This is a genomic window from Phytohabitans kaempferiae, assembly GCF_042433955.1.
Lineage (GTDB): Bacteria > Actinomycetota > Actinomycetes > Mycobacteriales > Micromonosporaceae > Phytohabitans > Phytohabitans kaempferiae.
Genome location: NZ_JBHLUH010000077.1, coordinates 270,578 through 291,661, shown reverse-complemented (window position 1 = coordinate 291,661; position 21,084 = coordinate 270,578). Strand labels below are relative to the sequence as shown.

The 21,084-nt window shown below is 72.6% G+C and carries 15 protein-coding genes and 1 pseudogene; 6 read left to right on the top strand and 10 right to left on the bottom strand.

Going from position 1 to position 21,084, the window contains the following annotated elements:
- Positions 1 to 2 precede the first annotated feature (2 nt).
- The 4 genes and pseudogenes from ACFFIA_RS36100 to ACFFIA_RS36085 form a co-directional block, all read right to left on the bottom strand.
- Entirely contained in the window at positions 3 to 1,463 is a 1,461-nt protein-coding gene (locus ACFFIA_RS36100; protein WP_377260176.1) for a DUF6114 domain-containing protein, read from the bottom strand.
- Between the two features lie 9 nt (positions 1,464 to 1,472).
- On the bottom strand, positions 1,473 to 2,015 hold the full coding sequence (locus ACFFIA_RS36095; protein ID WP_377260311.1) for a DUF6230 family protein: 543 nt from the start codon (positions 2,013 to 2,015) through the stop codon (positions 1,473 to 1,475).
- A 448-nt stretch (positions 2,016 to 2,463) separates the two neighbouring features.
- Positions 2,464 to 4,785: an endopeptidase La gene (gene lon / locus ACFFIA_RS36090; protein ID WP_377260174.1), complete on the bottom strand. Its 2,322-nt coding sequence runs from the start codon at positions 4,783 to 4,785 to the stop codon at positions 2,464 to 2,466.
- A gap of 301 nt (positions 4,786 to 5,086) precedes the next feature.
- Positions 5,087 to 5,431 (bottom strand): annotated as a pseudogene (locus ACFFIA_RS36085) (DedA family protein); the annotation flags it as partial.
- Between the two features lie 200 nt (positions 5,432 to 5,631).
- Between ACFFIA_RS36085 and ACFFIA_RS36080 the strand changes: the two are divergent.
- The 4 genes from ACFFIA_RS36080 to ACFFIA_RS36065 are packed head-to-tail and all read left to right on the top strand — an operon-like array spanning position 5,632 to position 13,102.
- Complete coding sequence (locus ACFFIA_RS36080; protein WP_377260172.1) at positions 5,632 to 8,490, top strand: SWIM zinc finger family protein; 2,859 nt, start codon at positions 5,632 to 5,634, stop codon at positions 8,488 to 8,490.
- A complete protein-coding gene (locus ACFFIA_RS36075) occupies positions 8,487 to 9,548 on the top strand; it encodes an ATP-binding protein (RefSeq protein ID WP_377260170.1) in 1,062 nt (353 codons plus the stop codon). The genes ACFFIA_RS36080 and ACFFIA_RS36075 overlap by 4 nt, the downstream gene beginning before the upstream one ends.
- A complete protein-coding gene (locus tag ACFFIA_RS36070) occupies positions 9,541 to 11,955 on the top strand; it encodes a DUF5682 family protein (RefSeq protein ID WP_377260168.1) in 2,415 nt (804 codons plus the stop codon). Before ACFFIA_RS36075 ends, ACFFIA_RS36070 begins: the two co-directional genes overlap by 8 nt.
- Entirely contained in the window at positions 11,948 to 13,102 is a 1,155-nt protein-coding gene (locus ACFFIA_RS36065) for a VWA domain-containing protein (RefSeq protein ID WP_377260166.1), read from the top strand. Before ACFFIA_RS36070 ends, ACFFIA_RS36065 begins: the two co-directional genes overlap by 8 nt.
- A gap of 169 nt (positions 13,103 to 13,271) precedes the next feature.
- Here the strand turns inward: ACFFIA_RS36065 and ACFFIA_RS36060 are convergent, their stop codons facing one another.
- Positions 13,272 to 13,739, bottom strand: a complete 468-nt coding sequence (locus tag ACFFIA_RS36060) for a GNAT family N-acetyltransferase (protein WP_377260164.1) — start codon at positions 13,737 to 13,739, stop codon at positions 13,272 to 13,274.
- Between the two features lie 41 nt (positions 13,740 to 13,780).
- On the opposite strand from ACFFIA_RS36060, the gene ACFFIA_RS36055 reads away from it, so the two are divergent.
- On the top strand, positions 13,781 to 14,380 hold the full coding sequence (locus ACFFIA_RS36055) for a TetR/AcrR family transcriptional regulator (RefSeq protein ID WP_377260162.1): 600 nt from the start codon (positions 13,781 to 13,783) through the stop codon (positions 14,378 to 14,380).
- Positions 14,381 to 14,395: 15 nt separating this feature from the next.
- A complete protein-coding gene (locus ACFFIA_RS36050; protein WP_377260160.1) occupies positions 14,396 to 15,025 on the top strand; it encodes an alpha-ketoglutarate-dependent dioxygenase AlkB in 630 nt (209 codons plus the stop codon).
- Positions 15,026 to 15,091: 66 nt separating this feature from the next.
- Here the strand turns inward: ACFFIA_RS36050 and ACFFIA_RS36045 are convergent, their stop codons facing one another.
- Genes ACFFIA_RS36045 through ACFFIA_RS36025 form a run of 5 tightly spaced genes read right to left on the bottom strand, consistent with a single transcriptional unit; the run spans position 15,092 to position 21,082 of the window.
- Positions 15,092 to 15,502, bottom strand: a complete 411-nt coding sequence (locus ACFFIA_RS36045) for a VOC family protein (RefSeq protein ID WP_377260158.1) — start codon at positions 15,500 to 15,502, stop codon at positions 15,092 to 15,094.
- A 35-nt stretch (positions 15,503 to 15,537) separates the two neighbouring features.
- Positions 15,538 to 15,936 carry a helix-turn-helix domain-containing protein gene (locus ACFFIA_RS36040; protein ID WP_377260156.1) on the bottom strand — a complete coding sequence of 133 codons (399 nt, stop codon included), beginning with the start codon at positions 15,934 to 15,936 and terminating at the stop codon, positions 15,538 to 15,540.
- Between the two features lie 34 nt (positions 15,937 to 15,970).
- Complete coding sequence (locus ACFFIA_RS36035) at positions 15,971 to 17,329, bottom strand: DUF4407 domain-containing protein (RefSeq protein WP_377260154.1); 1,359 nt, start codon at positions 17,327 to 17,329, stop codon at positions 15,971 to 15,973.
- Positions 17,322 to 18,821: a hypothetical protein gene (locus tag ACFFIA_RS36030; RefSeq protein ID WP_377260152.1), complete on the bottom strand. Its 1,500-nt coding sequence runs from the start codon at positions 18,819 to 18,821 to the stop codon at positions 17,322 to 17,324. Before ACFFIA_RS36030 ends, ACFFIA_RS36035 begins: the two co-directional genes overlap by 8 nt.
- Positions 18,818 to 21,082 (bottom strand): hypothetical protein, encoded by a 2,265-nt coding sequence (locus ACFFIA_RS36025; protein WP_377260150.1) that lies wholly within the window; start codon positions 21,080 to 21,082, stop codon positions 18,818 to 18,820. The genes ACFFIA_RS36030 and ACFFIA_RS36025 overlap by 4 nt, the downstream gene beginning before the upstream one ends.
- Between the last annotated feature and the right edge of the window lie 2 nt (positions 21,083 to 21,084).

The window sequence follows — 21,084 nt, the reverse complement described above, 5'->3', positions numbered from 1 at the left end:
GACTATGGCGTGTTGACCAGGTCCTTGCCATTGAGGACGGCGCAGTCGATGTACGCCAACTGCACCTCGACGTCGGTGAAGACGATCGGCAGCACCGGCACCTCGATGCCCGGCGGCAGCGGCGGCGGGGTCCGCGGTGTGTAGACCTGCTTGATGCCGAACAGGTTGCCTACGAAGCGCGGCGTGAAGAGCCGCACGCCGCCCTCGACGGTCAGCGGCCTCGCCTTGATCGACATACGCCGTCCGTCGGGCGCCACCGGCTTCAGCTCGAAGTCGTCGGTCACCGCCTTGGCGATGTCGAACCAGAGCACCTCCATCGTGCCGCCACCGCGTACGGGAAGGTTGGTCACGCCGACGTACTTGAGGCGCCAGTTTGTCAGCTTCGAGCCCGTCAGGATCGACGGAACGCGGCCGATCCCCGTGATGTCCCGAGGCGGGTCGACCCGCTTGGTAAAGGTTGCCGTCTCCTCGCCGGGATCGCTCGGCTCGCCATCGCCGGGCACGCCCGGTGGGCAGGACGGCGTGGGCACTGGCGCGGCCGGCTCGCCCGGCGCCCGCGTGCCGCTCGGGGTCGGCGCGGGGCTGGCCGGGGCGGCCGGCGCGCCGCCGATGCCGATCAGGTCGCCGATGCCTTCGAGGATGTCCCTGATGATGTTGCCGCCGCCGTCCCGCTCCGCGGCATCGCCGCCCGGTGCCGGCGTCGCCGTGGTGGACGGGGTCGGCGTGGGCGTACCGCCGGGCGCCGGCGTCGCCGGTGGCGGGCATGGCGCCGCGTGCGCCGGCGCCGCGCCCGGTACGCTCACCAGCCCCACGGCGGCCAGGCTCAGCAGCACCACCGTGACGACGTAGAGCTGGGACCGCCGCCCTGGATCGGGCTGCCGCACCGGGATCTCGATCGTCGTGTCCACATCGGACCCGTGCTGGTGGCCACGCTGCGCCGGCACCTCAGCGGGCGCCCGCGTCTCCTCGCCCGCCACCGGCTCCGTCGGTCGCGAGGCCGGCGCAGTCACATGCGCCGCCGCCTCATCCGTGGGCGCCGCCGGCTCCTCCGCGGGCTCTCCCGGCTCGGGCGGCGCGACCGGCGCCCACGCGAAGCCGAGCGCGCCGCCGACCAGGCCGAGCAGCAGGCCGACCAGGAAGCCGCCGAGGTTGACCCCGATGAGCGAGAAGACGGCCGTCATCGCCGCGACGATCGCGTAGAACATGCGCTGGGCCGGCGTGAACCACATCAGCAGCCCGCAGGTGACCAGGATCGTCGGGATCAGCCAGGAGAGGAAGCCGGTCGGTCCCATCTGGAACGTGAGACTGCCAAGGCTCGCCTGAGTGGTCGCGAAGATCTCCAGGCCGGCGACGATCGTGAAGAGCCCGCCCCAGAAGGGTCGGGTCCGCCGCCACCGGCGAAAGGTCCGCCAGGCACGTACCGCCGCGTTCGTCCGTGCGTGCTGCGGCGTCAAGGAAGTCACCAACTCCTCCTACTTGGTGACGAAGCATTCCTTGGCGTCCGCGCCCACGTTGACCTTGAGCTTCAAGCCCTTGAGCGTGAACGTGCCAGCGCTGGTCGAGTGCGCGACCTGCTTGAGGTCGTTGATGACGACGGTGTCCGACCGCTGGCCGAAGGTGCCGGGGTCGCCGCCCACCTCGGAGGCGTCGATGCCGATGTCGATGTTGGTGAACGTCGCGTCGCCTTCGAGCTGCTCGACGTCGAGCAGGAGGTCGGTCGCGGTCGCGGGGTTGCCGCCGCCACCGGCGTTGATGGTCAGCACGATCGGGAGGTTGGGGACCTTCACCGACTGGCAGAGGTCGTAGAGCTTGGCACGGGCGATGCCGGAGATGGCGACCGGATGCTCGGTGCCGTCCTTCGCTCTGGCTACGCCGCCGTACTGCGAGAAGCCCTCCCCCTCCAGCTTGCTGGCGGAGACCTTGAACGTCTGGCCCGATACCGAGAACGACGCGGCGATGGCGCCGTTGGCCATGCCGAAGACGACGGCGCCGGCGAGCGCGGTCGCGGGGAGCATCAGCGCGGCGAAGCGCCGCCAGCTGGTACGCCCGTGCACCGGATTGCCTTGCGGATCCTTCACAAGATCCTCCTTGAGGGGTGGCACCGGCGCTGGAGGGAAGCGCCGGAGTCGTACAGGAGCGTTGGGGGAAACGCGTGTCTGGGTCACCTCGCCGCGATTACCGACCAGTAGCAAACGCATTGCCGATGCTCTCGCGAAGCGACCTCTGTAACAACCCCCGAGCTACCGGTTGGTAACGCCGGTGCCGGAGGACCGATCCTCGACCTGCCGCCTCTCGCCATGTGGCCGTAACTGGATGCTGAGCGACAAAACGGCACCAACCATCCATCAACCACCACGGCACTCACCGTTCGTAGCCGGATTCCCCATCAATCACGATCTCGTAACGACGAAAGACCCCGCCCCGCGGGAGAGCCGCGGGGCGGGGTCCATGGATGGTTGTCGGTCAGGCGGCGGCGAGGGCGGGCGCCCGCTCCTCCGCCGGACGCAGGGCCAGCTCCAGCACGTCGCCCACGTCGCCGAGCGTGTGGATGGTGAGCGCCTCGCGTACCGCCTCAGGCACGTCGTCGAGGTCGGGCTCGTTGCGCGCCGGGATGATCACCTCGGTCAGCCCGGCCCGGTGCGCGGCGAGCAGCTTCTGCTTCACACCGCCGATCGGCAGTACCCGCCCGGCCAGCGTGACCTCACCGGTCATGCCGATCTCCGGGCGCACCGGGCGTCCCGAGGCGAGCGACGCGAGCGCCGTCACCATCGTGATGCCCGCGCTCGGGCCGTCCTTCGGCACCGCGCCGGCCGGGAAGTGCACGTGGATCCGGCGCTTGGCCAGCGAGGCGGCGTCGATCCCGAGTTCCGCGCCGTGCGAGCGCAGGTACGAGAGGGCGATCTGCGCCGACTCCTTCATCACGTCGCCGAGCTGGCCGGTCAGGGTCAGCCCTGGCTCGCCTTCCATGGCCGTGGCCTCGATGAAGAGCACCTCGCCACCGGCGCCGGTCACCGCGAGTCCGGTGGCCACGCCCGGCACCGCCGTACGCTCCGCCGACTCCGGCGTGAACCTCGGCCGCCCCAGGTACCTGCTCAGGTTGCCCCCGTCGACCCGGACCGGCTCGCCGCCGTCGGACAGGGCGACCGCGACCTTGCGCAGCACCTTGGCGAGCGCGCGCTCCAGTTGCCGTACCCCCGCCTCACGCGTGTGCTCGGCGGCGATCTCGCGCAGCGCCTCGTCGGCGATCGTCACCTCGTCGGCGGTGAGACCGGCCCGCTCCAGCTGGCGCGGGAGCAGGTGGTCACGCGCGATGGCGACCTTCTCCTCCTCGGTGTAGCCGTCGAGCGTGACCAGCTCCATCCGGTCCAACAGCGGGCCGGGAACGGTCTCGATCACGTTGGCCGTGGCGAGGAAGAGCACGTCGGACAGGTCGAGGTCGACCTCGAGGTAGTGGTCGCGGAACGTGTGGTTCTGCGCCGGGTCGAGCACTTCGAGCAGGGCCGCGGCCGGGTCGCCGGCGAAGCCGACACTCAGCTTGTCGACCTCGTCGAGCAGCACGACCGGGTTCATCGAGCCCGCCTCGCGCAGCGCGCGGACGATGCGGCCGGGGAGCGCGCCGACGTACGTACGCCGGTGGCCCCGGATCTCCGCCTCGTCCCGGACGCCACCGAGCGAGACCCGCACGAACTTGCGCCCGAGCGCCCGCGCGACCGACTCGCCGAGGCTGGTCTTGCCGACGCCGGGCGGGCCGGCGAGGGCCAGCACCGCGCCCGAACCACGGCCGCCCACCACGTGCAGGCCGCGGGACGCCCGGCGGTTGCGCACCGCCAGGTACTCCAGGATGCGGTCCTTCACGTCGGCCAGGCCGGCGTGGTCGGCGTCGAGCACGGACCGGGCCGCGCCGAGGTCGGTGTTGTCCTCGGTACGCGTGTTCCACGGCATCTCGAGCACGGTGTCCAGCCAGGTGCGGATCCAGCCCGCCTCGGGCGACTGGTCGCTGGCCCGTTCGAGCTTGTTGACCTCGGCGAGCGCGGCCTTGTGCACCTTCTCGGGCAGGTTGGCGGCCTCGACCCGGGAGCGGTAGTCGGCGGAGCCGTCGGGCTCCTCCTCACCGAGTTCCTTACGGATCGCGGCGAGCTGCTGGCGGAGCAGGAACTCCCGCTGAGACTTCTCCAAGCCCTCGCGGACGTCCTCGTTGATCTGCTCGGTGACCTCCTGCTCGGCGATCGTCTCGCGGACCCAGCCGACCAGCAGCTCCAGGCGGGCGGTCACGTCGGTGGCCGCCAGCAGCTCGACCTTCTGCTCGTTGGAGAGCCAGGGAGCGTAGCCGGCGGAGTCGGCCAGTTCGGAGAGGTCGGTCATCCGCTCCACGGCGTCGATGACCTGCCACGCGCCACGGCGCTGGAGGAGCGAGGTGACCAGCGCCTTGTACTCGCGGCCCAGCTCCTTCGCCTTACCGGTCGGCGCCGCCTCGGTCAGCTCGGCGGCCTCGACCCAGAGGGCCGCGCCGGGACCGGGCACGCCAGAGCCGATGCGCGCCCGCGCGAGACCACGGATCACCGCCGCGGGCTCGCCGGTGGGAAGGCGTCCCACCTTCTCGATCGTCGCGATCGTGCCCACCGAGCCGTACTCGCCGTCGAGCCGGGGCACGGCCAGCAGCTTCTTGCCGGCCGACGTGCGGGCGGCGTCGATCGCGGACTGGGTCGTGGTGTCGAGGGTCACCGGGATGACCATGCCGGGCAGCAGCACCGCGTCGGTCAATGGCAGAACCGGAAGTGTCGTCATGAGGTGCGCCCCGTTCCTTAGTTGAGCTTGTACGGCTCAAGTTACGAACAGTGCGCTCTGTTCCATCTAGTACCTCAATTGTGACGGCCGCCACTGTCTCGACGGCCGTGGCGTCCGCGATGGCCAGACGGCGGCGGGCACCGAAGAGGGCGATCCAGCCGAAGGCCAGGCCGATGGCGACCGTGACCACCATCGTGGTCGTGGTGCCGCCGAGCGCGCCGCCGACCGCCTGCCCGATCAGGCCGAGCCCCACGTACAGGCTGCCCCACAGCGCCGCGCCGACCGCCGCCCAGCGGAGAAACCGGCGGTACGGCATCCGGAGCCCACCGGCGGCCAACGGCACCAGAGTGTTCAGTACGGGGAGGAACGGGGCGACCATCACCATCCGGGCACCTTCGAGGTGCAGCGCGCGTTCCGCCGCCGCCCACCTCGACTCGCCGATCCAGGTGCCGATCCGGCTGCTCCGGACCCGGTGGCCGAGGTGCCGCCCGACGAGGAACACCAGCGACCAGCCGGCGAGGCAGCCGGCCACGATCGCGAAGAAGACGCTGCCGCCGCCGAGCGGCCCGCGGGCGCCGAGCGCGGTCAGCACCACGACGTCGCTGGGGACGAGGATGCCCACCACGGGAATCGCGTCGAGCACCATGATCACGCTCAACGCCACAGTGAAGACCACCGTCGGCAGTTCCGCGACCCACCCCAGCCACTCCGTCATGCCAATAGACGCTATGGGCGCATCTATTTCTGGACATCAGGGCCGCAGCCCGGAGCCCACCCCCGGAAACGCCCCTGAGTCGATCTAGGGGTGGTCCCCGAGATGTCGCACGGGGGCTCTAGATTGCTGCCGTGCCGATCGAACGGTGGAGCACCGCGCAGGTGGTCGCGCTCGCTCCGGATGCCAGCTCCGCCCGCGCCGCTCAGGGGGTCAGCGCGGCCACGAAGTGGGAGGCCGCCGGGCGCGACGGCGACGTGCTCTGGGGGCTCTGCCGAGGTAGTGGCAAGAATCCCTACCAGGCGTGTGTCGACCTGACCGAGCCGGCTTACCGGTGCTCCTGCCCGAGCCGCAAGTTCCCCTGCAAGCACGCGCTCGGCCTGATGCTGATGTGGGCCGCGGGCGGCGCGCCCGACACCCCGGCGCCGGAGTGGGTCACCGAGTGGCGGGCGTCCCGCGAGGCCCGCGCCACGCGCGCCGCGGCCGCCACCCCGACGGTGCCCCGCGGCTCGGCCGATCCGGATGCCGCGCGCAAGCGGGCCGAGCAGCGCGCCGACCGGGTCGCGGCCGGCATGGACGAGCTCGACCGCTGGCTCACCGACCAGGTCGCGCAAGGGCTGGCCGGTGCCGAGCGTTTGGGCTACGGCCCGTACGAGGCGATGGCCGCCCGGCTCGTCGACGCGCAGGCGCCCGGCGCGGCCAATGCGGTGCGCCGGCTGGCCCGCATCGCCGGGGTCGGCAAGCACTGGCCCGACCGCCTGCTCGGCGAGCTGGCCATGCTCCGCCTGCTCGTGGCGTCGCACGCCCGGCTCGACGAGCTGCCCGAGCCGCTCGCCGCCACCGTGCGGTCCCGGGTCGGCATCCCGGTGCCCACCGAGGATGTGCTGGCCGGCTCCCGGCTGCGCGACCGTTGGCACGTGCTCGGCCAGGTCGACCTCGCCGACGAGCGGCTGGCGACCCGGCGCACCTGGCTGCACGGCACGGAGTCGGGGCGGTTCGCGCTGCTGCTCTCGTTCGCGCCGATCGGGCAGGCGTTCGCCGCCGACCTGGTGCCGGGCACGCTGGTCGACGCCGACCTGTGCTGGTACCCGGGGAATCTCCCGATGCGCGCCCTGATCGCCGAGCGGCATGGCAGCAGCCAGCCCGACTCCGCGCCGGCCGGCGCGCTCAGCGTCCAGGAGGCACTCGCCGGCTGGTCCGCCGCTATCGCCGCCGAGCCCTGGTGCGAGAGCGTGCCGATGCTGCTCGCCGGCGTGACCCTCACCGACGACCGTCACCTGGTCGACGCCGCCGGCGACGCGCTCCCGCTCAGCGCCGGGCACGACGAGCCCTGGTGGCTGTTCGCCACGACCGGTGGGCGCCCGGTGACCATCGCCGGGGAGTGGGGTCCGGGAGGCTTCCGCCCGCTCGCCGCCTGGCCCGACGGCCGCTTCGTGCCCGCCCCGCTCGGGCCCATCGGCGACCGGCGCGGTCCGCAGCTCCCGCCAGACCTGCTCTCCGCCGCGCTGGTCGGCACCGAGCGCCGGCCGTACACCGGGGCGTCGGTCGGCTCGGTCCGGCTCGACGGGCACGGGGCGGTCGGGCTGCTGGAGGGCGCCGCGGTCGCGCTGGCGTACGCCCGGGCCGGCGTCACGCCCGTCCCCGGCCGGCTGCCGATCGAGGCGTCGCCGGCGGAGAGCGCCCCGCAGGTGCCGGCCGCCGCGGCACACCGGCTGGCGCTGCTGCTCGGCGACGGCGGCGTACCCGGTGGCGCCGAGGTGGCGCTCGGGCTGCTCGGCGACTGGCTCAGGCACGCCGCCGAGCGTGGCTACCGCGTGCCGCCCGAGCTGCTTCCGTCCCTGCTCGACGCCGGCCGCCGGCGCACCGCACTGCGCACCGCGCTCGGTGTCGTGGCGGGCCGCCGCGGCGGCTGGCTCGCGGCCCGCCGCGCCGACTGGCGATACCTGCTGAGCGAGGCGACCGCCGACCCCGACCCGGACGACTGGGCCACCGGCACACCGGGGCAGCGCCTCGCCTACCTGACCGCGCTCCGCGCGAGCGACCCGGCGGCCGGGCTCGCGCTGCTCACCGAGACGTTCGACGCCGAAGACCCGGAAGACCGCGCGCGGCTCCTCGGTGCCCTCGCCACCGGGCTCTCGCCGGCCGACGAGCCGCTGCTGGAGCGGGCCCTCGACGACCGGCGCAAGGAGGTGCGGATCGTCGCGAGCGACCTGCTCACCGCGCTGCCCGGCTCGGCGCTGCGGCAGCGGATGGCCGACCGGGCGCTGGCCTGCGTGCGGCTGGAGCGGCGCGCGCTTGGCCGCGACCGGCTCGTGGTCACGCCGCCCGCCGAGTGCGACGCCGCCATGCGCCGCGACGGCGTCCAGCCCCGGCCGCCCCGGGGCGTCGGTCCGCAGGCATGGCTGCTGGAGGAGATCCTGGCCCGCACGCCGCTCGACGCCTGGAGCCACGCGTTCGAGCGCGGCGCCGACCGCGTGCTCGCCCTGCCGGTCGCCGACGACTGGGGCACCACGTTCCACAAGGGACTCGCGCGGGCCGCCGTGGTGCAGCGCGACCCGGAGTGGGTGACCAGGCTGGCCGACGAGATGTCCCGCCCGGTCAACAGAGACTTCGACGCCGCCGACGAGGCCCTGGCCGCCCAGCTTTACGAGGCGCTGCCCCCGGACGAGCTGGCCAGATACGCCGCGCGGGCGCTCAGGCGCGACCCGATCCGGGCACACCGGCTGATCGCCATGCAGATCGGTCCCTGGCCTGACGACCTGGCGGTGGCGGTGCTCGACGCGATCAAGGCGCTGGCCGCCGAGGGGCGCCACGCGTGGCACATCGGCGAGCTGTGCCGCAGCGCCGCGCCGTCGATGCCGGTGAGCTTCGCCGGCCGGGTCGCCACCCTCGCCGAGGCCCTGCAAGCAGCCGAGACCCGCCAGTCCATCGCGGTCGCGCAACTGGCCGCCGCACTGACCTTCCGCCGCGAGATGTACGAGGAGCTTCGATGACGGTAATGCGACCGCACGCCGAGCAGCTGTTCGCCGACGAGCTGGCCGCGCTCGCCGCCGATGACGACCGGCCCCGCCCGCCCGGCTGGCGGCTGTCGCCCCAGGCGGTGGTGACCTACCTGCTCGGCGACGGCGGCAAGATCACCCCTAAGTACGTGGGGCCGCGCCGGCTCATGGAGGTCGCGGTCGCCACGCTCGCCACCGACCGGGCGCTGCTGCTGCTCGGCGTGCCGGGCACCGCCAAGACCTGGGTCTCCGAGCACCTCGCCGCCGCGGTCTCCGGCGACTCGACGCTGCTCGTGCAGGGCACGGCCGGCACCGCCGAAGAGGCGATCCGATACGGCTGGAACTACGCCCGCCTGCTCGCCGAGGGCCCCTCGCCCGCGGCGCTGGTGCCGAGCCCGGTGATGCGGGCGATGGAGGCGGGCAGCATCGCCCGGGTCGAGGAGCTGACCCGCGTCCCCTCCGACGTGCAGGACACGCTCATCACGATCCTGTCCGAGAAGACGTTGCCCTGCCCCGAGCTGGGCAGCGAGGTGCAGGCGGTCAAGGGCTTCAACATCATCGCCACCGCCAACGACCGCGACCGGGGCGTCAACGAGCTTTCCAGCGCGCTGCGGCGGCGGTTCAACACGGTCGTACTTCCGGTGCCGGCCACCGCCGACGAGGAGGTCGACATCGTCGCCCGCCGAGTGGCGCAGCTCGGCCGCTCGCTGGAGCTGCCCGAGGTGCCGCCCGCGCTGGAGGAGATCCGCCGCGTGGTGACGGTCTTCCGCGAGCTGCGCACCGGGCTCACCGAAGACGGCCGCACAAAGCTCAAGTCGCCGACCGGCACGCTCTCCACCGCCGAGGCGATCTCGGTGATCACCAACGGCTGGGCGCTCGCCGCCCACTTCGGCGACGGCACGCTCCGCCCCCGCGACGTGGCCTCCGGCATCGTGGGCGCGGTCGTCAAGGACCCGTCGACCGACCCGGTGGTCTGGCGCGAATACCTCGAGACGGTCGTACGCGAGCGCGACGGCTGGACCGCCTTCTACCGCGCCGCCCGCGATGCCTGAGCAGTTCTACGGCGTACGCCACCACGGGCCCGGGTCGGCGAAGGCGGTGCTGCGCGCGCTCGACGAGCAGCGCCCCGACGTGCTGCTGATCGAGGGTCCGCCCGAGGCCGACGAGCTGGTGCGGTGGGTCGCCGACCAGCGGCTCGTACCTCCGGTGGCCCTGCTCGGCTACGCCGCCGACGATCCACGCCAGGCCGCGTACTGGCCGTTCGCCGTCTTCTCGCCGGAGTGGCAGGCGTTGCGGTGGGCGGGCGAGCACGGCATACCGGTGCGGTTTTTCGATCTTCCTTACGCCTACCGCCTGTCGCGTGACGAGGAGGCCAAGCGGCCCGAGCGCCCGGCCGACCCGATCGGCGACCTGGCCCGGGCCGCCGGCTACGACGACCCCGAGCGCTGGTGGGAAGACGTGGTCGAGCACCGGGGCGCCCCGGCCTTCGAGGCGATCACCGAGGCGATGGCGGCCATCCGCGCCGAGGCCGAGGAGGATCCGGAAGACCTGGTACGCGAGGCGTACATGCGCGGTGTCCTCCGCGAGGTGCGCAGGTCGCACGACAACGTGGCGGTGGTCTGCGGTGCGTGGCACGTGCCGGCGCTGACCGCCAAGGTCACCGCGGCCCACGACACCGCGCTGCTCAAGGGACGGAAGAAAGCCAAGGTCACGTTCACCTGGGTCCCGTGGACCTACGGCCGGCTCGCGTCCTGGCAGGGCTACGGTGCCGGGGTCCGCTCGCCGGGCTGGTACCACCACCTCTTCACCGCCCCCGACGAGGTGGTGACCCGGTGGCTGGTGGCCGCGGCCGGCATCCTCCGCGAGGAGGGCGTGCCGACCTCGTCCGCGCACGTCATCGAGGCCGTACGCCTCAGCGAAGCGCTCGCCACGCTCCGCGGCCGCCCGCTCGCCGGCCTCGCCGAGCTGACCGAGGCGACCCGCGCGGTGCTCTGCGACGGCGACGATCTGCGGGTCGAGCTGATCGGCCGCCGGCTGGTGGTGAGCGAGCGCCTCGGTGAGGTGCCCGACGACATGCCCGCGGTGCCACTCGCCCGCGACCTGGCCGCGCAACAGCGCAGCCTCCGGTTGAAGGCCGAGGCGCTCGAACGCACGCTCGACCTCGACCTCCGCCGCGACATCGACCTCGCCCGCAGCCGGCTGCTGCACCGCCTGCGGCTGCTCGGCATCCCGTGGGGCGAGCCGGTCGGCGGCCAGCGGGGCAAGGGGACGTTCCGCGAGGAGTGGCGGCTGCGGTGGCTGCCGGAGTTCGCGATCGCGGTGGTGGAGGCGGGCGGCTACGGCACGACCGTCTCCGCCGCGGCCACCGCCAAGGTCACCGAGGCTGCCCGCACGGCGGAGGCGCTGGCCGAGGTGACGCCGCTGGTCGAGGCATGCCTGCTCGCCGACCTGCCCGAGGCGACCCCGGCGGTGCTGCGCGCGCTCGACTCCCGGGCCGCGCTCGACACCGACGTGGCCCACCTGATGGGCGCCGTACCACCGCTGGCGCGCACGCTGCGCTACGGCGACGTGCGCGGCACCGACGTGAGCGCGCTCCGCGCGGTCACCGAGGGTCTGCTCGTACGCATCTGCGTCGGCCTGCCCGGCGCGGTCTCCTCCCTCTCCGACGAGGCGGCCGCCTCGCTGCGCACGCACATCGACGCGGTGCACAACGCTTTGGCGCTGTTGCCGATGGCCGACACGGACAGCGCCGCCACGACGAGCGCGGACGCCGCCACCACAGGCGCGGACGGTGCCGGCGGTGCGGGCGCAGACGGTGCGGGCGCAGGCGGTGCGGGCGCCGCGGGCGCGGGCGGTGCCGGCGGTGCGGGCGCAGACGGTGCCGGCGGTGCGGGCGCGGGCGGTGCAGGCGGTGCGGGCGCGGGCGGTGCAGGCGGTGCGGGCGCGGGCGCAGGCGGCGTGGCAGTACTCAAAAAGCGGGACATGCGTGAGCAGTGGCTCGACGCGCTGGGCGGCCTGGCCGGCTCCGACCAGATCCACGGGCTGATCACCGGACGGCTCAACCGCCTGCTGTACGACGCCGACCGCCTCGACGCGGCCGAGACGCGCCGCCGGATGGGGCTCGTTCTGACCGCGGGCACGCCGCCGGCACACGCCGCACACTGGATCGAGGGCTTCCTCGCCGGTGGCGGGCTGCTGCTCGTACACGACGCGCCGCTGCTGTCTCTTGTGGACGAGTGGCTGTCCGGCGTACCGGCCGACTCGTTCACCGACGTGCTGCCGTTGCTGCGCCGCACGTTCGGCACGTTCGCACCGCCCGAGCGGCGCTCGATCGGCGAGCGGGTCAAGGGCGGAGTGGCCGCCGCCGATCCGGTGATGGCACGGGTCGACCCCGAGCGGGCCGTGCTCGTCCTCCCCACACTGTCCACATTGCTCGGGCGGGAGATTCGTCATGGATGAGCGGCTGCGCCGGTGGCGGCTGGCGCTCGGCGGGCCGGCGGAGGATTCGCTCGGCGAGCTGACCGGTAACGAGGCGGCCATGGACGCCGCGCTCGCCGCCCTCTACGACGCCGGCGACGGCGATGGCGACGGGCCGCGCCGGCAGCGGTCGGCCGGGCTCGGCGCGTCGGCGCCCCAGGTCGCGCGCTGGCTGGGCGACATCCGCGAATACTTCCCCAGCACGGTCGTGCAGGTCATGCAGGCCGACGCGATCGAGCGGCTCAACCTCACCAGCCTCCTGCTGGAGCCGGAGATGCTCGACGCGGTCGAGCCCGACGTGCACCTGGTCGGAACGCTGCTCTCGCTCAACCGGGTCATGCCCGACGAGACGAAAGACATCGCCCGCCAGGTGGTGCGAAGGGTGGTCGACGACCTCGAACGCCGCATCGCCAACAAGACCAAGGCCGCCGTCACCGGCGCACTCAACCGGGCCACGCGGATCAACCGCCCGCGCCACGCCGACATCGACTGGGATCGCACGATCCGCGCCAACCTGAAGCACTACCAGCCGGAGTACCGCACGGTGGTGCCGGAGCGCCTGATCGGCTTCGGGCGGCGCACCACCGCGGTGCAGCGCGACGTGGTCCTCTGCGTCGACCAGTCCGGCTCGATGGCCGCCTCGGTGGTCTACTCCGGCGTGTTCGCGGCGGTGCTGGCGTCGATGCGTTCGCTGCGCACGTCGCTCGTGGTCTTCGACACCGCGGTCGTCGACCTCACCGACCAGTTGCACGACCCGGTGGAGGTGCTCTTCGGCACACAGCTCGGCGGGGGCACCGACATCAACCGGGCGATCGCCTATTGCCAAGGGCTTGTCACGCGCCCCCGAGACAGCATCTTCGTACTGATCAGCGACCTGTACGAGGGCGGCATCCGGGCGGAGATGCTGCGCCGCGTCGCCGCGCTGGTCGAGGCGGGCGTGCAGGTGGTGGTGCTGCTCGCGCTCTCCGACGAGGGCGCGCCGGCGTACGACCACGACAACGCCGCCGCGCTCGCCTCACTCGGCGTGCCGGCCTTCGCGTGTACGCCCGACGCGTTTCCGGAGCTGATGGCCGCCGCGATCGAGCGGCGCGACCTGCGAGCCTTCGCCGAGCGGTTCGCCTCGCGCTGACCTCCAGGCCGCGCGCGCCCAGCCGGAGGCGTCGCGTTGCCCTCCGGGTCAGCCTCGCGCGGACCTCCCGGGCAGCGCGGCCACGCCCAGGGCCGCGCGACCGCGTGCGGCACTCGGCGCGTTGCGCTTCGGGCCGGCCACGCGGCCGTGCCGGGCGGAGCGGCCGTGGTCAGGCCAGCGTTCGCTCGTAGCAGACGGAGAGGGTCGAGCCCACGTAGCTGCCGAAGAGGGGGATGCGGTGATAACCCTCGCGCTCGTAGAAGCGCTGGGCGTCCGGCTGCGCGGTACCGGTCTCGAGGCGGATCGTCGACCAGCCGCGCCGGAGTGCGGCCGCCTCGAGCACCTGGAGGAGGGCGGTCGCCAGGCCGGTGCCACGGGCTTCGGGCACCACGTACATCCGCTTGATCTCGGCGCTCCCCGAGTCGAGCCGCCGCAGCGCGCCGCAGCCGAGCGCCCCGCCGCTGTGCCGATCGAACGCCACGACGAAGTGGTCGATGTCCCCCGCCGAGGGCGCGGGTCCGGGCTCGTGGTTGCCGCCGCCGTAGCGGGCGTCCAGCTCGGCCCGCTGCTCCTTGCGGAGTGCCGCGCCCGCGGGATCGTCCCACGGCCGCACCTCGATGTCCCAGGTCTCGCTCATCACGAGCGTTACCGTAACATGCGTTACGGTAAGCTCCGCCCATGTCGCGTACGGCCGACCGCCCCGCCCAGGAGGCGCACCTCTCCCACGCGGTCTGGGACGTGCTCGCCCACCAGGGGATCGAGCGCCTGACCATCCGCGCGGTCGCCGCCGCCGCCGGATGCACCACGGGGCTCGTGATGCACCGCTTCCCGCACCGCCGCGCCCTGCTCCTGCACGCCCGGCGCCTGCTGCACGAGCGCACCAGGACCCGGGCCGAGCGACTGGAAGCCGAGGCGACCTCCCCGGGCGAGGCGCTGCGGGCCGTACTCGGCCAAGGGCTTGCGCTCGACGACGAACTGCGCGCCGAGAGCACGGTCTGGGTCGGCTTCCTCGCCGCCGCGGTGGCCGACGACGAGCTGATCGCCCAGCACCGCGCCAACAACCAGGCGTGGCGGCAGCGCATTTCCCGGCTGGTGGCCGCCACCGCGCCCGACTGGTCGCCGGGGCGGGCGGCGGCAGTCGCCTCGGCACTGATCGCGCTGGTCGAGGGGGCGGCCGTGCTCGCCTCGGGCGACCCCGCCGGCTATCCCCCGCAGGCCCAGGAGCGGATGCTGGACGACACGCTAGCCGCGTACGGATTAGCACGAGTGTGCGAATGAGCGTAGGGTGCCGGCATGGAAGTCGCGCACCAGCCCTCGATGCTCGACCTCGCCGAGCAGGTCAGCCTCGGTCCGCTCGCCGGCCAGGTCCGGCGGCACCAGCTGACCCGGGGCGCCTGGGTCGACCACCTGCCCGGCTGGGTTCGCGGCTCCGACCTGCTACTCGACACGCTCCTGCACAAGGTGCCCTGGCGCGCCGAGCGCCGGGAGATGTACGAGCGGGAGGTCGACGTGCCCCGCCTCCTGTGCTGGTACGGAGGCGGAGCCCCACTGCCCGACCCGCTGCTGGAGGAGGCGCGCGACCGGCTCACCGCCCACTACGCCCCCGAGCTCGGCGAGCCGTTCGTCACGGCGGGCATGTGCCTCTACCGCACCGGGCGCGACAGCGTCGCCTGGCACGGCGACACCACCGGCCGCTCGTCGCGCTTCGACACGATGGTCGCGATCGTCTCGTTTGGCGCGCCCCGCCCGCTGCTGCTGCGCCCTCGCGGCGGCGGTGCCAGCCTCCGCTTCCCGCTCGGCCACGGCGACCTGATCGTCATGGGCGGCTCGTGCCAGCGCACCTGGGAGCACGCCGTGCCCAAGACCGCCAGGCCGGTCGGCCCGCGCGTGAGCGTGCAGTTCCGCCCCGAGGGCGTCGCCTGACGCGCGGCGTCCGCCAGACCTTTCGCCAGGTCCAGTCGCCAGCGGCCAGCGGCCAGCGGCGTCAGGCTAGCCGCGCGGCTGCAAGATCCGGATCGCGTTGCCGAAGGGGTCGCGCAGGCCAAAGTCGATGCCGTACGGCTGCTCGGTCGGCTCGTCCGTAAACTCGACGCCCTTCGCCTTCAGCTCCTCGTACGTCTTGCGCGCGTCGTCGGTGGCGAAGCCGAGCCAGCCGCCGGCGGCACCTTTTGTCAGCAGCTCACGCGCCCGCTCCGCCGTCGCCTCGTCCATCGAGGGCGGGCCGGGCTTCTCCAGCAGGATGGTGCGTTCCGGGTCGCCGGGCACGTTGACGGTGAGCCAGCGCATGAAGCCCAGATCCTGGTCGGTGTTGACCTCCAGCCCCAGCGTGCCGACATAGAAATCCAGGGCCTCGTCCTGGTCGAGCACGAAAATCGAGGACATCCTCGTCGCGTTCAGCATGATGGCGACGCTAGCCGCCGGTGACCGTGGCGCGCTTATCCAAAACTGACAGGTCGCATCCAGGTCCGCGTGAAGCAGGTCGGCGCCGCGACGGTCACCGCGGTCCGGCGGTACGCCGAGGGCGACTGCCCCACGATTTCGCGAAATGTACGGCTGAACGTCCCCAGACTGGTGAAGCCCACCGCGAGGCAGATCTCGGTCACCGGCCGGTCGGTCGACCGGAGCAGGTGCATCGAGCGCTCCACTCGCCGCCGCTGGAGGTAGCGGTGTGGCGTCTCGCCGAAGGTGGCCCGGAACGTCCGGATGAAGTGCCCCTCGGAGGCGTGCGCGATGCGGGCGAGGGCCGGGATGTCGAGCGGCTGCGCGTACGCCCGGTCCATCGCGTCCCGGGCCCGCAGCATCCTCCGGTTGGTCTCCTCCACTGCCCGGCTCACCAGGACATCATCTCCCCTGGCCCGGCTCGCCCCGCTACCCCAGGCCGCCTCGCGGATCGTCGCGCAGTCGGGCCGCCAGCCGCTCGATCTGGTCGTCGAGCACCGCCTCCCGCTGCGCCCGCGCGTCGCGGTCGGCCTCGTCGATCTGCTCCATCTGCGCGCGCACGCGGTGCTCGTTCTCCAGGATCGACACGTCGATGCGGCCACCGTCGCGCTGCTCGCGCTCGGTCGTGTACTTCTCGTGCAGGCGCCCGCTGACGTCGAGCTGCCGGCCGAGCAGCACGTCGTACGTGGTGGTCCGGCTCATAAGCTTGGTGAGCACCGGCAGGCAGTCGATCGCGACGAGCAGGAGGCGCAGCAGCCAGGAGGCGGCCAGCACGAACCCGCTCTTGTGGGCGAGCGAGTCGAGGGCCTTGATCTCGTCCAGAATCCCGATCATGTCCTGGTTGTCGCGCTTGTCCGCGACCCGCTTGCTGATCTCGGTGTTGACCGCGCCCGCGTATGTGCCGCTCGCCGCCCCTTCCCGCGCGGTGAGAGCGTCGATCCGCCGGTCGAGCGCGGAGAGGTCGTCCCGCAGCTTGTCCACATTGCTCGATGCCTGGTATCGGTCGGCCTCGGCCCGGTTGCGCCGGCAGTTCGGCCCGACGCCGGGGCGTCCGGTCGTACCGTCGACCTTCGTGCCGTTGCACTCCAGACGGGCGAGCTGCTCGCGGCGGGCGATCTCCTTGTCGATCTGCCCGATGCGCCCCTCCAGCGTCGTGCGTTCGAGCTTGGCGTTTCGCAGCTCCTGGCGCGTGCTCTCCGGCGATTCCGGCACGTTCAGCAGGAAGGGACCGCAGCCGGCGGCGGCCGGCGCCGCCCCGGAGGTGGGATTGCACTCCTTGAGCCGGGCTTCGTACGTGGCCACGACGGCCTCGCGCTGATCACGTACCTCTGTCTCGATGGCCGGGCCGAAGACCCACAGCAGCAGCGGCTCCGCGATCACCACGCCCATCAGGATCGAGATCGCCATGCGCGGCAGGTACGTCCTCAGCTTGGCGAGGCCGAGGACGCCGTGCGTGCTGGCGACCAGCCAACCGTCGAAGCTCAGGATGAGGTAGCCCCACATCACCGCGATCGGCACTACGGCGACGAACGGCACGTCCACCTTGCTCAGCAGCACGGCCATCGACAGCATGGCCATGACTCCGGTGTTGAGCACGATCGCGCCGAGCCGCGTGTAGCGGGGGCGCTCCTCCGGTACCCAGTCGAGGATCGTCTCGTTGACGCCGGCGACCTGGCGGAGGGCACGCCCTGGGCCGTACTCGGGCCGCGCCGGGCGGTACGGCTGCCGGTCGTCCCGCGGGCGGTCGTCGTCGGCGCCGCGCGGCCGGAGGAGCAGGGTCTCAGTCATCCTCCTCACGCACCTGTCCGATCTTGTCCTCGTCGGCCTCCAGCTCGGCGACGGGCGGGTCGGGAGGCATCAGCCGCGGTGCGGTCGACGTGCCCACCTCCGGCTGCGGCGACAGGCCCATGACCTCGGTGTACAGCTTCTCCGCGTGCAGGTCGACCATGTTCATCTGACCCTGCGCGATGGACTGGCGCAGCAGCTCGACGCGCATCCGCAGCAGCTCCTTGCGGTCCTCCCGCTCGTCCTGCTCCTGCCGCACCCTGTCGTCGTAGGCGCGGTCCTCCCGGCGCCGCACGTCGGTCCGGTCCCGCTCCTCGCGCTCGCGCCTCTCGTCGCGCTCCTGCCGCTTCTCCTCGCGATCGAGTCGCCGCTCCTCCAACTCCATGGCCGCCCGCTCGCGCGCTCCCTCCCGCTCGTACTCCTGAAGCCGGCTCCGCTCCTCGCGCTCGATCGCCGCCTGCTCGCGCCGGCTATCCCGTTCGAACTCCAGCTCCCGGATGCGCTCCTGCCGGTCGCGGTCGTCGAGCACGCGCAGCTCCTCGGAGAGCGTCGAGGCGTCGATCCGCCCGCCGACGAAGGCCGCCATCAGCGCCCTGCGCGGGTCGCTCCCGATCAGCTCCATCCGGCGCTCGAACTGCTCGTACTCGAACTCGTTCCGCTCCCTGGCCAGTTGCTGGCTGTGCCGCGCGTCCGACGTCCGCACGTCCTGCTCGCGGTCGTGCGCCCGATCGGCCAGCCGGTGCTCGTGCCGCTGCCGTACGTCGGCCATCGTGTGATCGTGCTCTTGCCGCCCGGACGCGAGAGAGTGCTCGTGCTCCTGCCGCACGCTCGCCATGGACTGCTCGTAGCGCACCTCGCCGACCTTGAGCTGCTGCTGGTACTCCTGCTCCTGCCGGGCCAGGCGCTGCTCGAAGTCCTTGTCACGGTGCCGCGACTCGTACTTGGTGAGCACCTCCGGCGTGCTCACCTCGACCGACGCCATCGACACCGCCATGCCCAGCACCACCGGCGGCTTGATCGTCACGTACGCCGTGACCTGTGCCCCGATGACCCGCCGCACCTCGTTGACGTCCGAGAGCCGGTACCGCAGCCCCAGTTCGAAGAGCTTGTGGTGCGCCTTCAGGTGCGCCAGCAGCGCCTCCTGCGCCTGGACTCCGCCCCGCACGACCGCGATCGGGTCGTTGACGGTGCAGACGAACATCACCACCACCTCGAAGTACGACGCGTCGGCCGAGGGGATGTGCAGCGTCACCACCACGGGCGCGTCCCGCCGCATGTCCACCATGCTCACGTGCGTGGCGCTGACGACGCGGTCGTCCGCCGCCGGCATGCGGTCGTTGTCCAGCACGTACTGCCCGTCGACCCGGTACACCAGCACGTGGTGCGCGTCCGGCTTGAGAAGCTCGCTCTCCTTGCGCTTCCGCTTGCTGTACCAGTGCGCCTTGTCAGCGGGGTCGAGCTTGCGGCGGGCCGCGATCGGGTACGCGATGCTCACTTCACGCCCTCCAGCATGGTGGTCTCGGAAATCGCCTCCAGGCACGCCAGCAGCACCTCGGCGGGCGACTCTTTCTTCCCGCGGCGCAGTTGTTCGTCGATCATCAAAAAGTGCTCCTTGAAGCGAAGCCGTTCGTGTGGCGGAAGCGCGTCGTTCAGGGCGATGCCGAAGGCGCGCGCTTCCTCCCGCGCTTTCTCACTGATCTCGCGTAGGGCGTGCAGGGCCCGCCGCAGTGCGACAAGCGCCTCCCGGCGGTGTGGCCGGTAGCGGATGACGCCGGCCCAGATGCGCGCGGCGACCTGGATCCGTTCCGGATGCCGGTGCAGAAACTCGAAGATGGCTGGGCGGTTGGTGCGCGTACTCGGAAACGACACGAGCGCCAGCGCCGCCGTCATGGTGAGGTCGCGCAGGCGGATGCGGTCCTTCGTCTGGGTACGGTCGCCGCCGCTCCCCGTCGCGAACTTCTTCATGGTCCGGTCGAGCAGCCTCAGCACGACCTTGGCGTCTTCGTCGGTCTCGTCGGCGAGGATCGCGAAGAGGCAGGCCAGGGCGGCGCAGCCGGACCCGCTGACGTCGTCGCGCTGTGTGGTGAGCTGCCAGAGACGGTTGACCGCGTCGATGGGGTAGGAGATCCCCAACTCGCCGCTGAACGCGAGGATCGCCGTCCACCGGCGGTCGGCATCCCGGTCGTTCGCCCACCTGACCGCCGTCTGGAGGGCGATCGGTGCCAGCCCGTCGCGGCAGCACATGTGCCAGAGCACGTACGTCGCCGTGTACTGCCCGTATCCGCCGACCTCGCCCCACGACCAACGCTCCAGATAGGAGCGCTCCACCTCGTCGACGCTCGCGCACGCCAGCCAGGAGAGCCCGTACGCCACGTGGAGGCTGTCGCCCTCGCGGATCACGCCGTCGAGCCAGTCGCGTACGGCGTCCCAGAAGGCGACCGAGCGGGACCGCCACAGCTCGTCGAGTACGAAACGCACGTACGCCTCGTCCTTGAACACCATCACCCGCGTGTTGCCGGTGCGGAGCTGGAGGTCTCTGACCCCGATCAGGCCGCCGCCCTCGACCCGCGCGCCGCGGTCGCCGAAGACGTCGGTCGGCGCTTCGCTCTCGGTCTCCTTCTTCGGCATCCGCTTGGCCACCGACAGGCGGAGCCGTTCCAGCAGCGTCTCGAAGGTGCGCACGTCGGTGCCTTCGAGGAAGCAGAGCGCGGTGACCTCGAGGATCTCGTCGGGGCTGGGCCTCTCGGCGAACCAGCTCCGCACCTCGCGCCCGGCGCTCTCGTCCAGCTGGGTCAGTGCCTTCTCCGGTGCGACCCCCGCCTGGATGAGCCCGGCCAGCTCCACCAGGCGCGCGAGCGTGCACTCCTCCGGCAGCTCGGCCAGGAGCCGCGCCACCATCGCGTCCACATCGGACCGCGGATGGCCCCGGCCGACCAGTTGGGCACGGAGTACGTCAGCGTCGGGCGGCCGCTCCCAGGTGACGTGCCGCACCGCCCGGTTGGCCGCCCGGACCGCGACGGCGGCGCTGGTCACCACCAGGTAGGCACCGGCGTCGCGGACCTGGTCGAGCACGTTCGCCCAGGTGAAGTCCACGTCGGTCAGATCGCCGTCGGGCAGCCGGTCGACCACCAGGTAGCCGACGCCGGCCTCGTACTCACGCTTGGCGAGCGCCCGCAGGGTCAGCATCGGCGAGAGCACCAGGAGGTCCCTGGCGACCTCGTGCAGGAGGCTGATCGCGCCGGCACGGCGGCCGGTGCCGGGCTGTCCCTCGACGACGACCACTCGGCGTTCGCGGAGCACCGCCAGGGCCTCGGCGAAGCAGTCGGGCCGCGCGTACCGGCTGGCCACCGCGGCGACCTCGCCTTCGCCGAGCCGTCCCGTCTCCCGCCGCCGCCCCTCGCCGCCGCCCGGACCGCCGGCGGTGCCGAACGTGCTGCCGCTCGCGTAGACCTGGCTGTAGAAGTTGTTGACGACGTGGTTGACGTTCGCGCCGGTCGGCCGGTCTTGGGTCTCCCGGTCACGCCGGCGCTCCCGGCCACCGGCGACCTTCTCCTGCTCCGCGCGCGGCTCCGCTGGTGGGTCGGTGGCTTCCGGCGCCCCGGCGGGCCGCGTGCGGTCGGTGTCGTCGACGGCGTCCGCCAGGCCACCGTCGTCGGGCACCTCCGCCGTATCAGCGGGCTGGGCCGCCTCCTCCTGAACGTGTGGTGGTGTCGCTGGTCCCTCCCGGCGCTCCGGCTCGGGCTCCGCGTCCGTCATCG

Bases quoted from the DNA above. Each gene is read 5' to 3' on its own strand.
- ACFFIA_RS36095 (WP_377260311.1), bottom strand. From the start codon at position 2,015: ATGCTCCCCGCGACCGCGCTCGCCGGCGCCGTCGTCTTCGGCATGGCC.
- lon (WP_377260174.1), bottom strand. From the start codon at position 4,785: ATGACGACACTTCCGGTTCTGCCATTGACCGACGCGGTGCTGCTGCCC.
- ACFFIA_RS36075 (WP_377260170.1), top strand. From the start codon at position 8,487: ATGACGGTAATGCGACCGCACGCCGAGCAGCTGTTCGCCGACGAGCTG.
- ACFFIA_RS36070 (WP_377260168.1), top strand. From the start codon at position 9,541: ATGCCTGAGCAGTTCTACGGCGTACGCCACCACGGGCCCGGGTCGGCG.
- ACFFIA_RS36065 (WP_377260166.1), top strand. From the start codon at position 11,948: ATGGATGAGCGGCTGCGCCGGTGGCGGCTGGCGCTCGGCGGGCCGGCG.
- ACFFIA_RS36060 (WP_377260164.1), bottom strand. From the start codon at position 13,739: ATGAGCGAGACCTGGGACATCGAGGTGCGGCCGTGGGACGATCCCGCG.
- ACFFIA_RS36055 (WP_377260162.1), top strand. From the start codon at position 13,781: ATGTCGCGTACGGCCGACCGCCCCGCCCAGGAGGCGCACCTCTCCCAC.
- ACFFIA_RS36050 (WP_377260160.1), top strand. From the start codon at position 14,396: ATGGAAGTCGCGCACCAGCCCTCGATGCTCGACCTCGCCGAGCAGGTC.
- ACFFIA_RS36045 (WP_377260158.1), bottom strand. From the start codon at position 15,502: ATGCTGAACGCGACGAGGATGTCCTCGATTTTCGTGCTCGACCAGGAC.
- ACFFIA_RS36035 (WP_377260154.1), bottom strand. From the start codon at position 17,329: ATGACTGAGACCCTGCTCCTCCGGCCGCGCGGCGCCGACGACGACCGC.
- ACFFIA_RS36025 (WP_377260150.1), bottom strand. From the start codon at position 21,082: ATGACGGACGCGGAGCCCGAGCCGGAGCGCCGGGAGGGACCAGCGACA.